General features: G+C 59.4%; 12 protein-coding genes. All 12 read left to right on the top strand.

Annotation, left to right across the window (positions count from 1 at the left end):
- Positions 1–20 precede the first annotated feature (20 nt).
- The 12 genes from E4P01_RS17045 to eno all read left to right on the top strand — a co-directional run bounded on the left by E4P01_RS17045 (position 21) and on the right by eno (position 15,039).
- Entirely contained in the window at positions 21–524 is a 504-nt protein-coding gene (locus E4P01_RS17045) for an OmpH family outer membrane protein (RefSeq protein WP_003172279.1), read from the top strand.
- 3 nt (positions 525–527) lie between these two features.
- Positions 528–1,583 (top strand): UDP-3-O-(3-hydroxymyristoyl)glucosamine N-acyltransferase, encoded by a 1,056-nt coding sequence (lpxD, locus tag E4P01_RS17040; protein WP_005785724.1) that lies wholly within the window; start codon positions 528–530, stop codon positions 1,581–1,583.
- Between the two features lie 111 nt (positions 1,584–1,694).
- Complete coding sequence (fabZ, locus tag E4P01_RS17035) at positions 1,695–2,135, top strand: 3-hydroxyacyl-ACP dehydratase FabZ (protein WP_005785726.1); 441 nt, start codon at positions 1,695–1,697, stop codon at positions 2,133–2,135.
- Complete coding sequence (lpxA, locus tag E4P01_RS17030; protein WP_005785728.1) at positions 2,132–2,908, top strand: acyl-ACP--UDP-N-acetylglucosamine O-acyltransferase; 777 nt, start codon at positions 2,132–2,134, stop codon at positions 2,906–2,908. Before fabZ ends, lpxA begins: the two co-directional genes overlap by 4 nt.
- Positions 2,909–2,910: 2 nt before the next feature.
- Positions 2,911–4,050, top strand: a complete 1,140-nt coding sequence (gene lpxB / locus E4P01_RS17025) for a lipid-A-disaccharide synthase (RefSeq protein WP_032877371.1) — start codon at positions 2,911–2,913, stop codon at positions 4,048–4,050.
- On the top strand, positions 4,047–4,679 hold the full coding sequence (gene rnhB / locus E4P01_RS17020; protein WP_216090835.1) for a ribonuclease HII: 633 nt from the start codon (positions 4,047–4,049) through the stop codon (positions 4,677–4,679). The genes lpxB and rnhB overlap by 4 nt, the downstream gene beginning before the upstream one ends.
- 76 nt (positions 4,680–4,755) lie before the next feature.
- Entirely contained in the window at positions 4,756–8,277 is a 3,522-nt protein-coding gene (gene dnaE / locus E4P01_RS17015) for a DNA polymerase III subunit alpha (protein ID WP_032877369.1), read from the top strand.
- A 128-nt stretch (positions 8,278–8,405) separates the two neighbouring features.
- The gene (locus tag E4P01_RS17010; protein ID WP_003189182.1) at positions 8,406–9,353 is read left to right on the top strand and encodes an acetyl-CoA carboxylase carboxyltransferase subunit alpha; all 948 of its coding nucleotides are present in this window, start codon (positions 8,406–8,408) and stop codon (positions 9,351–9,353) included.
- 163 nt (positions 9,354–9,516) lie between these two features.
- Complete coding sequence (gene tilS / locus E4P01_RS17005) at positions 9,517–10,836, top strand: tRNA lysidine(34) synthetase TilS (RefSeq protein ID WP_078820473.1); 1,320 nt, start codon at positions 9,517–9,519, stop codon at positions 10,834–10,836.
- A gap of 273 nt (positions 10,837–11,109) precedes the next feature.
- Complete coding sequence (locus E4P01_RS17000; RefSeq protein ID WP_005785740.1) at positions 11,110–12,741, top strand: CTP synthase; 1,632 nt, start codon at positions 11,110–11,112, stop codon at positions 12,739–12,741.
- Between the two features lie 5 nt (positions 12,742–12,746).
- Entirely contained in the window at positions 12,747–13,592 is an 846-nt protein-coding gene (kdsA, locus tag E4P01_RS16995) for a 3-deoxy-8-phosphooctulonate synthase (RefSeq protein ID WP_003189190.1), read from the top strand.
- A gap of 157 nt (positions 13,593–13,749) precedes the next feature.
- Positions 13,750–15,039 carry a phosphopyruvate hydratase gene (eno, locus tag E4P01_RS16990; protein ID WP_032877366.1) on the top strand — a complete coding sequence of 430 codons (1,290 nt, stop codon included), beginning with the start codon at positions 13,750–13,752 and terminating at the stop codon, positions 15,037–15,039.
- The last annotated feature ends 128 nt before the right edge of the window (positions 15,040–15,167 follow it).

Raw genomic sequence — 15,167 nt, 5'->3', positions numbered from 1 at the left:
GGATTCTGTAGGAGTACATCGTGCGTAAGTTGACTCAATTGGTCCTGCTGGCCACTGTGCTGGTAACCACCCCGGCCTTCGCCGAAATGAAAATCGCCGTCCTGAACTATCAGATGGCTCTGCTGGAATCCGACGCGGCCAAGAAGTACGCCGTGGATGCCGAGAAGAAATTCGGTCCGCAACTGACCAAGCTCAAAACCTTGGAAAGCAGCGCCAAGGGCATCCAGGATCGTCTGGTAGCCGGTGGCGACAAGATGCAGCAAGGCGAGCGCGAGCGTCTGGAGCTTGAATTCAAGCAAAAGGCCCGTGACTACCAGTTCCAGTCCAAGGAGCTGAACGAAGCCAAGGCTGTTGCCGACCGTGAAATGCTCAAGCAGCTCAAGCCCAAGCTCGACAGCGCCGTGGAAGAAGTCATCAAGAAGGGTGCCTTTGACCTGGTGTTCGAGCGCGGCGCCGTGATTGACGTCAAGCCTCAATACGACATCACCCGTCAGGTGATCGAGCGCATGAACCAGCTGAAGTAAGCCATGACCGCGACTATCAAACTCGGCGAGTTGGCCGAGTTCCTGGGAGCCACCTTGCGTGGCTCCCCGGAGAAAGAAATCACTGGGCTAGCCACCTTGCAGGAGGCTGGCCCAGCTCAGTTGAGCTTCCTCGCAAATCCCCAATACCGTAAATACCTGGTTGATTGCCAGGCCGCAGCCGTGTTGCTGAAGGCCGCTGACGCTGAAGGGTTTATCGGGGATGCGCTGGTGGTGGCCGACCCGTACCTGTCGTACGCCAAGGCGTCACACCTGTTCGATCCCAAGCCGAAAGCGGCCGGTGGCATTCACCCATCTGCGGTAATTGCCGATGATGCCCAGGTTGACCCTGCGGCCAGCATCGGTGCGTTTGCAGTGATCGAGAGCGGGGCGCGTATTGGTGCAGGTGTCACCGTGGGCGCCCACTGCTTTATCGGCGCACGCTGTGAAATCGGTGCCAATGGTTGGCTGGCCCCACGTGTAACCCTCTACCACGATGTGCGTATTGGTCAGCGTGTGGTCATTCAGTCCGGCGCTGTTATCGGCGGCGAAGGCTTTGGCTTTGCCAACGCCAAAGGTGTCTGGCACAAGATTGCCCAGGTCGGCGGCGTATTGATCGGCGACGATGTGGAGATCGGTGTAAACACTGCGGTGGATCGTGGGGCTTTGGCCGATACGGTGATCGGTAACGGCGTGAAGCTCGACAACCAGATCCAGATCGCCCACAACGTACAGATTGGCGATCACACCGCCATGGCTGCGTGCGTGGGTATTTCCGGCAGCACCAAAATCGGCAAGCATTGCATGCTCGCCGGCGGCGTCGGGCTGGTGGGGCATATCGATATTTGCGACAACGTCTTTATCACCGGCATGACCATGGTGACTCACTCGATTACCGAGCCGGGGGCCTATTCTTCCGGTACCGCCATGCAACCTGCGGCTGAATGGCGCAAGAGCGCGGCGCGTTTGAGGAAGATCGACGACATGGCACGACGTATCAAACAGCTGGAAAAGCGTGTTGGGGACGTGACCCCTGGCGGTAATGCTTCATCTGAAGGCTGATACCATTTCCATATCAAGTGTGCACAGCCGCTAGACTGCCTCCTTGATTTGCTAGCGGGGCGTGCGCTTAGTTCGCCCGCCCCCAATCTTTATTACAGGCTTCCCCCCGAAATGATGGACATCAACGAGATTCGCGAATACCTGCCTCACCGTTACCCGTTCCTGCTGGTGGACCGCGTAGTGGACCTCAATGTCGAGGAAAAGCGCATTCGTGCCTACAAGAATGTCAGCATCAACGAACCATTCTTCAACGGTCACTTCCCAGCGCATCCCATCATGCCGGGCGTGTTGATCATCGAAGCGATGGCCCAGGCTGCCGGTATCCTTGGTTTCAAAATGCTCGACCTCAAGCCTGCCGACGGCACGCTTTACTATTTCGTGGGCTCCGACAAGCTGCGTTTTCGCAACCCGGTCACCCCGGGTGACCAGTTGATCCTGGAAGCCAGGTTCATCAGCTGCAAGCGCCAGATCTGGAAGTTCGAATGCCAGGCCTCGGTAGATGGCAAGCCGGTATGCTCTGCCGAGATCATCTGTGCGGAACGCAAACTATGAGTTTGATTGACCCTCGCGCAATCATCGATCCGTCGGCCGTACTGGCCGCCGACGTTGAGGTCGGCCCCTGGTCGATCGTCGGCGCAGGTGTGGAAATCGGCGAGGGGACTGTCATCGGGCCACACGTGATCCTTAAAGGTCCGACCCGTATTGGCAAACACAATCGTATCTACCAGTTTTCCTCGGTAGGCGAAGACACCCCGGACATGAAGTACAAGGGTGAAGAAACACGCCTGGTAATCGGTGACCACAACATCATCCGTGAAGGCGTCACCATTCACCGCGGCACCGTACAGGATCGCGCTGAAACCACTTTGGGTGATCACAACCTGGTCATGGCCTATGCGCACATCGGCCATGACAGCGTGATCGGCAACCATTGCATCCTGGTCAACAACACTGCGTTGGCAGGCCATGTGCACGTTGACGACTGGGCGATCCTGTCCGGTTTCACCCTGGTGCATCAGTACTGCCATATCGGCGCCCACAGCTTTTCCGGCATGGGTACCGCCATTGGCAAGGATGTCCCTGCATTCGTGACGGTGTTCGGCAACCCTGCCGAGGCTCGCAGCATGAACTTCGAAGGCATGCGCCGCCGCGGTTTCAGCGAAGAGGCGATCCACGCTCTGCGCCGTGCCTACAAGACGGTTTACCGTCAGGGGCTGACGGTTGAGCAGGCGCTGACCGAACTGACCGAGCCGGCAACCCTGTTTCCGGAAGTCGCGGTGTTCCGTGACTCGATCCAGGCGTCGACTCGCGGCATCACTCGCTGATCATGGCCAATCTGCGTATTGCACTCGTGGCCGGTGAAGCGTCCGGCGATATTCTGGGTGCTGGCCTGATGCGAGCCCTCAAGGCCCAGCATCCTGCGGTGGAGTTTATCGGTGTGGGTGGGCCGCTGATGCAGGCCGAAGGGCTTGCCTCCTACTTCCCCATGGAGCGGCTGTCGGTCATGGGGTTGGTGGAGGTGTTGGGACGCCTGCGTGAGCTGCTCGCTCGCCGCAAGCTGTTGATCAAGACGCTGATCGATGAAAAGCCTGACGTCTTTATCGGCATCGATGCACCGGATTTCACGCTCAATATCGAACTAAAATTGCGTCAGGCCGGGATCAAGACCGTGCACTACGTCAGCCCATCCGTATGGGCGTGGCGGCAGAAGCGCGTGTTGAAGATCCGCGAAGGCTGCGACCTGATGTTGACCCTGTTGCCGTTCGAAGCCAGGTTCTACGAAGAGAAGGGCGTACCGGTGCGGTTTGTCGGTCATACCCTGGCCGATGCCATTCCGTTGCAAGCCGATCGTGCTGCCGCGCGTGCCGAGCTGGGTTTGCCCGACGGCCCGTTGGTGGCGTTGATGCCGGGCAGTCGTGGCGGAGAGGTAGGGCGTCTGGGTGCGCTGTTTTTTGATGCCGCCGAACGTCTGCAGGCACAAAAGCCGGGGGTTCGCTTCGTGCTGCCGTGTGCCAGCCCGCAACGCCGCGCACAGATCGAGACCCTGCTGGAAGGTCGCAACCTGCCGCTGACCCTGCTTGACGGCCAGTCCCATCTGGCTCTGGCAGCCTGCGATGCGGTGTTGATTGCGTCGGGCACTGCCACCCTTGAAGCCTTGCTGTACAAGCGGCCAATGGTTGTAGCCTATCGCCTGGCGCCGCTGACCTTCTGGATTCTCAAGCGCATGGTCAAGAGCCCTTATATCTCCCTGCCCAACCTGCTGGCCCAGCGCCTGCTGGTGCCAGAGTTGTTGCAGGACGATGCAACGCCTGAAGCGCTTGCGCAGACCCTACTGCCCTTGATTGACGGCGGCGAAGAGCAGACCCGTGGTTTCGACGACATTCATCGCACGTTGCGTCGTGATGCCTCGAACCAGGCGGCCGACGCCGTGTTGACCTTGATCGGCCATAAACAGGAAGCCTTATGACCACGCAAATGGGGCTGGATTTCAGCCTGGTTGCCCAAGCTCACGAACTGGTGGCCGGTGTTGACGAAGTAGGACGCGGCCCGCTGTGTGGCGCAGTGGTCACGGCGGCGGTAATCCTAGATCCGAACCGCCCGATCCTGGGCCTCAATGATTCGAAAAAGCTTACCGAAGCCCGTCGCGAAAAGCTCTATGACGAGATCTGTGAAAAGGCCCTGAGTTGGCATATCGCTCGCGCTGAAGTCGAGGAAATCGACGAACTTAATATCCTCCATGCAACCATGTTAGCCATGCAGCGTGCTGTTGAAGGGCTGCATATCACCCCGAAAATGGCGATGATCGATGGCAACCGTTGCCCGAAGCTTACGATGCCGTCGGAAGCGGTGGTCAAGGGCGATAGCAAGGTTCCAGCCATTGCCGCCGCCTCGATCCTGGCTAAGGTCAGCCGTGACCGTGAAATGGCTGCGTTCGAATTGATCTACCCCGGCTACGGGATTGGCGGCCATAAAGGCTACCCGACGCCCGTTCATCTGGAAGCTCTGGCTCGGCTGGGCCCGACCCCGATCCATCGCCGCTCGTTTGCCCCGGTACGCCTGGCTTATGAGGCCCGCGAAAGTCTGATCGAGGTTTAGCAGCAAGGCTGATGTTTTTACCAAGGCCCGGTACAATCCGGGCCTTGTTGTTTTCATGTATCAAGACAGGATCACTATGCCGGCTTCATTCGTTCACCTGCGCCTGCACACTGAGTACTCCCTGGTCGACGGCCTGGTACGGATCAAACCACTGGTCAAAACCCTGGTGGGCATGAATATGCCTGCGGTGGCGGTAACCGATCAGAACAACATGTGTTCCCTGGTCAAGTTCTACAAGAACGCCATGGGCGCCGGCATCAAGCCGATCTGTGGCGCCGACCTGTGGCTGTCCAACAAGGACCCGGATAACCCACTGAGCCGCATCAGCCTGCTGGCGATGAACGGCGTGGGTTATCGCAACCTCACTGAACTGATTTCCCGCGGCTTTATCGACGGCCAGCGCAACGGCTCGATCATCATCGAGCGCGAGTGGGTGGCCGAAGCCAGCGAAGGCCTGATCATGCTCTCGGCGGCTAAAGAGGGCGAGATCGGTATCGCGTTGCTGGGCGGTAATCCCCAGGAAGCCGAGGTGCTGGCACGTGAGTGGATGCAGGTATTCCCGGACCGTTTCTACCTGGAAGTCCAGCGTACCAACCGCCCCAACGATGAAGAACATCTGCATGCTGCCGTAGCCCTGGCCGATAAGCTGGGGGCGCCGCTGGTGGCGACCAACGATGTGCGGTTTATCAAGAAAGAAGATTTCGAGGCCCATGAAACCCGCGTGTGCATCGGCGAAGGCCGGGCCCTGGATGACCCGCGCCGCTCGAAGAATTACAGCGAAGAGCAATACCTCAAAAGCGCCGATGAAATGGCGCAACTGTTCAGCGATTTGCCCGAGGCCCTGGAAAACTCCGTCGAGATCGCCAAGCGCTGCAACATCGAAGTGAAACTGGGCAAGCACTTTTTGCCCAACTTCCCGATACCCGATGGCATGACCATCGACGAATACTTTCGCAAAGTGTCGTTCGATGGCCTGGAAGAACGCCTCAGCGTCCTGCTGCCCAAGGACACCACTGAAGACTACGAAGCCAAGCGCCAGGTCTACGTTGATCGGCTGAATTTCGAGCTGGATATCATCATCCAGATGGGATTCCCCGGCTACTTCCTGATCGTAATGGACTTTATCCAGTGGGCCAAAAACAACGGCGTACCGGTAGGTCCCGGCCGGGGGTCAGGTGCTGGCTCGCTGGTGGCCTATGTTCAGAAGATCACCGACCTTGACCCGCTGGAATATGACCTGCTGTTCGAACGGTTCCTGAACCCGGAACGGGTGTCGATGCCCGACTTCGACGTCGACTTCTGCATGGATGGTCGTGACCGCGTGATTGAATACGTGGCCGAGAAATACGGCCGCAACGCGGTAAGTCAGATCATCACCTTCGGTTCCATGGCGGCGAAAGCGGTAATTCGCGACGTGGCGCGGGTGCAGGGCAAGTCCTACGGCCTGGCCGACCGCCTGTCGAAGATGATCCCGTTCGAAGTCGGCATGACCCTGGAAAAAGCCTACGAGCAGGAAGAAATCCTGCGCGACTTTATCAAGGTCGATGAAGAAGCCGCCGAAATCTGGGACATGGCGCGCAAGCTCGAAGGCGTGGTGCGTAACGTCGGTAAACACGCCGGTGGTGTGGTCATCGCGCCGACCAAGCTCACCGACTTTTCACCGATCTACTGCGATGAAGAAGGCGACGGCCTGGTCACCCAGTTCGACAAGGATGACGTGGAGGCGGCCGGCCTGGTGAAGTTCGACTTCCTCGGCCTGCGTACCCTGACGATCATCGACTGGGCACTCAAGACCATCAACCGCGACCGCGCCAAGGTCGGCGAAGAACCGCTGGATATCGCGTTTATCCCGCTGGACGACAAACCGACCTACAGCCTGCTGCAAAAGGCCGAAACCACGGCGGTGTTCCAGCTTGAATCCCGGGGCATGAAAGAGCTGATCAAAAAGCTCAAGCCCGACTGCCTGGAAGACTTGATCGCACTGGTGGCGCTGTTCCGTCCGGGCCCGCTGCAATCGGGCATGGTGGATGACTTCATCAACCGCAAGCACGGTCGCGCCGAGCTGGCTTACCCGCACTCCGACTATCAATACGAGGGCCTCAAGCCTGTATTGGCGCCGACGTACGGCATCATCCTGTATCAGGAACAGGTGATGCAGATCGCCCAGGTAATGGCCGGCTACACCCTCGGTGGTGCGGACATGCTGCGTCGCGCAATGGGTAAAAAGAAACCTGAGGAAATGGCCAAGCAGCGCGGCGGTTTCATTGAAGGTTGCGCCACCAACAACATCGACGCCGACCTGGCCGGTAACATCTTCGACCTGGTAGAAAAATTCGCCGGTTATGGTTTCAACAAATCCCACTCCGCCGCCTATGGCCTGGTGTCGTACCAGACCGCCTGGCTGAAAGCCCACTACCCGGCGCCGTTCATGGCTGCGGTACTGTCGGCCGATATGCACAACACCGACAAGGTCGTGACCTTGATCGAGGAAGTGCGCACCATGAAGCTGCGCCTGGATGCGCCGGACGTGAACGCCTCTGAGTTCAAGTTCACGGTGAACGACGAAGGCCGCATCATCTATGGCCTCGGCGCGATCAAGGGCGTGGGCGAAGGCCCGGTGGAGGCCATCACCGAAGCGCGTCAGGATGGGCCATTCAAGGACCTGTTCGACTTCTGCGCGCGTGTTGACCTCAAACGCATCAACAAGCGTACCCTTGATGGCTTGATCCGCAGCGGCGCGCTCGACCGTCTCGGCCCGTATTTCCATGATGAGCCGAAGGCTTACCAGGCCAATATCGACCGTAACCGTGCGGTGCTGCTCACCGCCATGGAAGAGGCGATCAAGGCTGCCGAACAGACTGCCCGCACCCATGACAGCGGCCACGCCGACCTGTTTGGCGGGCTGTTCGTCGAAGAGGATGCGGATGTCTACGCCAATCATCGCAAGGCCAAGGAGCTGACCCTCAAGGAACGCCTCAAAGGTGAGAAAGACACCTTGGGCCTGTACCTCACCGGCCACCCGATTGACGAGTACGAAGGCGAAATCCGCCGTTTCGCCCGCCAGCGCATTATCGACCTCAAGCCCGCGCGGGATACCCAGACCGTCGCCGGCATGATCATCGCCCTACGGGTGATGAAAAATAAAAAGGGCGACAAAATGGGCTTCATCACCCTGGATGACCGCTCGGGCCGGATCGAAGCGTCACTGTTTGCCGACGCGTTCCACTCCGCCCAGTCGCTTTTGCAGACCGACGCCATGGTGGTGGTGGAAGGGGAGGTCAGCAATGATGACTTCTCCGGTGGCCTGCGCCTGCGTATCAAGCGGGTGATGAGCATGGAAGATGCGCGCACCAACCTGGCCGAAAGCCTGCGCTTGAAGGTCAAGACCGAAGCGCTCAAGGGCGATCAGCTACGCTGGTTGGGTGACCTGCTCAAACGTCACCGCGGCGCGTGCCCGGTAACCATGGAGTACACCGGCAGCGACGCCAAGGCCATGTTGCAGTTTGGTGAGACGTGGCGGATTGATCCGGCTGATGGCTTGATTCAAGCTTTGCGTGACCAGTTCGGGCGAGACAACGTCTTCCTCCAATACCGTTGACGGTCAGTACCCCTGACCTCGGCTGAACATTTAATCTCGACCTAAACGCGCCTCTCCCTTAAGGTAGGGCGCGAATAGACAACCGGCTGGCCAGGCACTCCTTGGCCGTCGACCCAAGACGGACGCTTATGAACCCGAATTTTCTTGATTTCGAACAGCCGATCGCTGACCTGCAAGCCAAGATCGAAGAGCTGCGCCTGGTCGGCAATGACAATTCGCTGAATATCGGCGACGAAATCGCTCGCCTGCAAGACAAAAGCAGCACGCTCACCGAAGACATCTTCGGCAAGCTGACCAGTTGGCAGATCGCGCGCCTGGCTCGCCACCCGCGCCGTCCGTACACCCTGGACTACATCGAACACATCTTCACCGAGTTCGATGAGCTGCACGGCGACCGCCACTTCTCCGACGACGCGGCCATTGTGGGCGGTATCGCTCGCCTGGACGACCAGCCGGTAATGGTGATCGGCCATCAGAAAGGCCGTGAAGTGCGCGAGAAAGTCCGTCGCAACTTCGGTATGCCGCGTCCGGAAGGCTACCGCAAGGCTTGCCGCCTGATGGAAATGGCCGAGCGCTTCAAGATGCCGATCCTGACCTTCATCGACACACCGGGCGCATACCCGGGTATCGACGCCGAAGAGCGCAACCAGAGTGAAGCGATTGCCTGGAACCTGCGCGTCATGGCTCGCCTGAAAACCCCGATCATCGCCACCGTGATCGGTGAAGGTGGTTCCGGCGGTGCGCTGGCCATTGGCGTGTGCGACCAGTTGAACATGCTGCAATATTCGACCTACGCGGTGATTTCGCCGGAAGGTTGCGCCTCGATCCTGTGGAAAACCGCAGAGAAGGCGCCGGATGCGGCTGAAGCCATGGGCATCACCGCCGATCGCCTCAAGGGCCTGGGTATCGTGGACAAAGTGATCGCCGAGCCACTGGGCGGCGCCCACCGTGACCCGGCCGCGGCTGCCGCGACCATCCGTGCTGAACTGGGCTCGCAACTGGCGATGCTCAAGAAGCTGGATAACGAAGCGCTGCTGGCCCGTCGTTACGAACGCCTTATGAGCTACGGTCTCTAAAGTCTACGCCGTAACTCAATGTGGGAGGGGGCTTGCTCCCGATAGCGGTGGATCAGTCACCAGATGCAGTGACTGACACTCAGCAATCGGGAGCAAGCCCCCTCCCACATTTGCTTTGTGTATGCTCGGCTTATGTATTCCAGATTTGCGGCGGGGACATCTGATGAAACCGGCTCTACCCGCCAGACTCCTGAAAACCCTGGCCCCCTGGCGCAATGCTCCGGCCTGGCGCATTGCATTCTCCGGTGGCCTCGACTCCACCGTCCTGCTGCACCTTCTGGCTTCCCTGGCAAACACCGAAACCCTGCCGCCCATCAGCGCTGTGCATGTCCATCATGGGCTGCAAGCGGCCGCTGACGCCTGGCCCAGTCATTGCCAAGCGTTATGTGACAGCCTGGGCATACCTTTGCAGGTCTTGCGTGTGCAGGTGCAACCCGGTGCCAGCCTGGAGCGTGCCGCGCGTAACGCACGTTACCAGGCGTTTACCGAGGTGATCGGGGCAGGGGAGGTGCTGCTCACCGCCCAGCATCGCGACGATCAAGCCGAGACCCTGCTGTTCCGCCTGTTACGCGGAGCCGGAGTGCGTGGGTTGGCGGCAATGCCCGAGCGTCGCCCGTTGGCGACGGGGCACTTGGTGCGGCCATTGCTGGCGGTTTCCCGCGGAGCACTGCAAGCCTACGCCCACGAACACCAATTGAAGTGGATTGAAGACCCTTCGAACGCCGATCCACGGTTCTCTCGCAATTACCTGCGTCGCCAAGTCTTTCCAGCGCTGACTCAACGCTGGCCCCAGGCAGTCTTGAGCCTGGCCCGCACTGCCGAGCACCTGAGTGAAGCCCAGGGCCTGCTCGACGAACTGGCGCACATGGATCTGACCGCCGCCGATCAGCCTTCAGCGTTTCCCTGGCTGCCTTTGCCTTCCTTGGTCCTTGCTCCGTTGCGCGATCTTTCCGATGCGCGCCAGCGCAATGCCTTGCGTCATTGGCTGAATCCCCTGACTCGTCTGCCCGACAGTGACCACTGGGCCAGTTGGTACGCCCTGCGCGATGCCAAGGGGGACGCACAGCCGTTATGGCGCCTGGCTGACGGTCAGCTTCATCGTTGCGGCGAGCGCATTTGGTGGCTGCCTTCCACGTGGTCGGAATTTTCCGACGTGTCGGTGAGCTGGCCCGATCCGCGAAATCCACTAGAGTTACCCGGGAACGGCCAACTGATGTTTGCCGGCAAGGCTCCCGAGGGACCCTTGTCGATTCGTTATCGCCAGGGTGGCGAAATCGTCGAAGTGCCAGGTCGAGGCCGGCGTGATCTCAAGCGCCTGTTGAATGAAAGTGGTATGCCGGGCTTCGTCCGTGGCAGATTGCCGCTGGTCTATCGGGGCGAGCAATTGCTGGCTGTACCAACGCTTGCGGGGCTGAGGGCCAGTCCGCTGGATGACTGGCAATTACATTGGTTGCCACAGACCTGCGATCAAGGTTTGAGCTGATAGCGCCTTTCCGGTAGACTACGCTCCCTTCTTGATACAACTTCTGTGGATTCGACTGAATCGCAGCAGTTGCCGATTACCAAGCAGTCTTTGCTGGGCGATTCCAAAAAATGTGTAGCGATCAACGTACCGGTGTTTCCTTGCTGGTCTGTCACAACGCGGCGGTTTTTTTGAAAGGTGCACTGTGATTAATGCAGGTGATCGGGGGCTTCGGCCTTCCTTCGCTTTCCCCGGCGGCTCGGACCGCTTTAACGCAGACTTCTAGGGTTTTTCATGACGCGCTACATATTCGTCACGGGCGGTGTTGTTTCTTCATTGGGGAAAGGCATTGCCTCCGCTTCATTGGCGGCCATCCTGGAGGCGCGGGGGCTTAAAGTCACCATGCTCAAGCTGGACCCGTACATCAACGTCGACCCGGGCACCATGAGCCCGTTCCAGCACGGTGAAGTGTTCGTCACTCACGACGGCGCCGAGACCGACCTGGACCTGGGCCACTACGAGCGGTTCATCCGCACGACCATGACCCAGAACAACAACTTCACCACTGGCCGTGTCTACGAGCACGTGCTGCGCAAAGAGCGCCGTGGTGACTACCTGGGTGCAACCATCCAGGTGATCCCGCACATCACCGACGAAATCAAGCGCCGCATCATCAAGGGTGCAGGCGATGCCGACGTGGCCATGGTCGAGATCGGTGGCACCGTGGGTGACATCGAGTCCCAACCGTTCCTCGAAGCCATCCGCCAGCTGCGTTTCGAAGTCGGCGCCAAGCGCGCGATGCTGATGCACCTGACACTGGTGCCGTACATCGCCACTGCCGGCGAAACCAAAACCAAGCCTACCCAGCACTCGGTCAAGGAGCTGCGTTCCATCGGCCTGCAACCGGACGTACTGGTTTGCCGTTCCGATCACCCGATCGACATTTCCTCGCGCCGCAAGATCGCGCAATTCACCAACGTTGAAGAGCGTGCGGTGATCGCGCTGGAAGACGCCGACACCATCTACAAGATCCCGGGCATCCTGCATTCGCAGGGGCTGGATGATTTTGTGGTCGAGCGTTTCGGCCTGCAGTGCAATGGCGCGGACCTGTCCGAGTGGGAAGCCGTGGTCGACGCCAAGCTCAACCCTGAGCATGAAGTCACCATCGCCATGGTCGGCAAGTACATGGAGCTGCTGGACGCGTACAAGTCGCTGATTGAAGCGATGAGCCACGCCGGCATCAGCAACCGTACCAAGGTCAACCTGCGCTACATCGATTCCGAAGACATCGAGAACCAGGGCACTGCGCTGCTCGAAGGCGTTGACGCGATTCTCGTGCCGGGCGGTTTCGGCCTGCGTGGCGTGGAAGGCAAGATCACCGCGGTGCAATACGCTCGCGAGAACAAGGTGCCCTACCTGGGTATCTGCCTGGGCATGCAAGTGGCCGTTATCGAGTTCGCCCGTAACGTGCTGGGCTGGAAAGACGCCAACTCCACCGAGTTCGATCACAGCAGCGGCCACCCGGTCGTCGGCCTGATCACCGAGTGGGAAGACGCCACCGGCGCCGTTGAAACCCGTACCGAAACGTCCGACCTGGGCGGCACCATGCGCCTTGGTGCGCAGGACTGCTTGCTGGAAGCCGGCTCGCTGGTACACGACTGCTACGGCAAGGACGTAATCGTCGAGCGTCACCGTCACCGCTATGAAGTGAACAACAATCTGCTGCCGCAGATCAAAGAGGCTGGCCTGAAGATTTCCGGTCGCTCCGGTGACGGCAAGCTGGTTGAAGTGGTCGAAGCGCCGGATCATCCGTGGTTCGTGGCCTGCCAGTTCCACCCGGAGTTCACCTCGACGCCGCGCGACGGTCACCCGTTGTTCAGCGGTTTCGTCAAAGCAGCACTGACGCAACATCAGAAGAAGGCGTAACCCTGATGGCCCAGAAGATCATTCGCGTAGGCGATATCGAGATTGCCAACGACAAGCCCATGGTGCTGTTCGGCGGCATGAACGTGCTGGAAAGCCGCGACATGGCGATGCAGGTCTGTGAAGAATACGTGCGGGTTACCCAGAAGCTGGGCATCCCATACGTGTTCAAGGCCAGTTTCGACAAGGCCAACCGTTCTTCCGTGACCTCCTATCGCGGCCCGGGCCTTGAAGAAGGCATGCGGATCTTCCAGGACATCAAGCAAGCCTTCGGCGTGCCGATCATCACCGACGTCCACGAGCCTGAGCAGGCTGCCGTGGTCGCCGAGGTGTGCGACATCATCCAGTTGCCGGCCTTCCTGTCGCGCCAGACCGACCTCGTGGTCGCCATGGCCAAGACCGGCGCTGTGATCAACATCAAGAAAGCCCAGTTCCTCGCCCCTCAGGAGATGAAACACATCCTGAGCAAGTGCGTGGAAGCGGGTAACGACCAGTTGATCCTCTGCGAGCGTGGTTCGAGCTTCGGCTACAACAACCTCGTGGTGGACATGCTCGGTTTCGGCATCATGAAACAGTTCGAATACCCGGTGTTCTTCGACGTGACCCACGCGCTGCAAATGCCCGGTGGTCGTTCGGACTCTGCCGGTGGGCGACGTGCCCAGGTCACCGACCTGGCCAAGGCGGGCATGAGCCAGTCGCTGGCGGGCCTGTTCCTTGAAGCCCACCCGGACCCGGACAACGCCAAATGTGATGGCCCATGCGCCCTGCGCCTGGACAAGCTGGAGCCATTCCTGGCCCAACTCAAGCAGTTGGACGAGCTGGTCAAGAGTTTTCCGACGGTAGAGACCGCGTAACTGCCATTTCTCCGGTAGAATTTCCCACGCTAAATGCTCAGGCCCTTGGGCCTGAGCCTTGTCGTCTGCAAGCCTGCCCCGTTGTTCCACCCTTGCGGTCGGTCAAAAGATTTCCTTCAGCTGCGTCGTTTTCGTCAACTTTGGAGTGTTTACAACAATGGCAAAAATCGTCGACATCAAAGGTCGTGAAGTTCTCGACTCCCGTGGCAACCCCACCGTCGAAGCCGACGTGCTTCTCGATAACGGCATCATCGGCAGCGCCTGCGCGCCGTCCGGTGCTTCCACCGGTTCGCGCGAAGCGCTGGAACTGCGTGATGGCGACAAGAGCCGTTACCTGGGCAAGGGTGTACTCAAGGCTGTAGCCAACATCAACGGTCCGATTCGTGACCTGTTGCTGGGCAAGGACCCGCTGGACCAGAAAGCCCTGGACCACGCGATGATCAAGCTCGACGGCACTGAAAACAAAGGCAGCCTCGGCGCCAATGCAATCCTCGCCGTGTCCCTGGCTGCCGCCAAGGCAGCAGCTCAGGACCAGGACCTGCCGTTGTACGCGCACATCGCCAACCTGAACGGCACCCCGGGCGTCTACTCGATGCCGGTACCGATGATGAACATCATCAACGGTGGCGAGCACGCGGATAACAACGTCGACATCCAGGAATTCATGGTGCAGCCGGTGGGCGCCAAGTCCTTCTCCGAAGGCCTGCGCATGGGCACCGAGATTTTCCATCACCTCAAGGCTGTACTGAAGGCCCGTGGCCTGAGCACCGCTGTGGGTGACGAAGGTGGTTTCGCACCGAACCTGGCCTCCAACGAAGATGCACTGAAAGTGATCTCCGAAGCCGTGGCCAACGCCGGCTACAAACTGGGCACCGACGTGACCCTGGCCCTGGACTGTGCGGCCAGCGAATTCTTTGAGGATGGCAAGTACAACCTGTCCGGCGAAGGCCAGGTGTTCAACTCAGAAGGTTTCGCTGAATACCTGAAGGGCCTGACCCAGCGCTACCCGATCATCTCGATCGAAGACGGCCTGGACGAGTCCGATTGGGATGGCTGGAAAATCCTCACCGACAAGATCGGCGAGAAAATCCAGCTGGTGGGCGACGACTTGTTCGTGACCAACACCAAGATCCTTAAAGAAGGCATCGACAAGAAGATCGCCAACTCGATCCTGATCAAGTTCAACCAGATCGGCACCTTGACCGAAACCCTGGAAGCCATCCAGATGGCCAAGGCTGCGGGCTACACCGCCGTGATCTCCCACCGCTCCGGCGAAACCGAAGATTCCACCATTGCCGACCTGGCCGTGGGCACTTCGGCGGGCCAGATCAAGACCGGCTCCCTGTGCCGTTCCGATCGCGTTTCCAAGTACAACCAATTGCTGCGCATCGAAGAGCAATTGGCAGGTAAAGCCAAGTACAACGGTCGCGGCGAGTTTCGCGGCTAAGCAGTAAATGGTAAAAAGTCGGCGGGTTGCGTCAGAAATTTCACGAAAGTGTGAATTTCGGCGCTAATCTGCTGACTGACAAGCGCAAGCCTGGTTTTTCCAGGCTTTGTGCTATCAGTTGCTGCAAA

It is taken from the genome of Pseudomonas sp. NCIMB 10586 (assembly GCF_023127895.1).
Classification (GTDB): domain Bacteria; phylum Pseudomonadota; class Gammaproteobacteria; order Pseudomonadales; family Pseudomonadaceae; genus Aquipseudomonas; species Aquipseudomonas synxantha_A.
The sequence above is the reverse complement of the archived record's forward strand: the minus strand, read 5'-3'. Positions and strand labels throughout refer to the sequence as shown.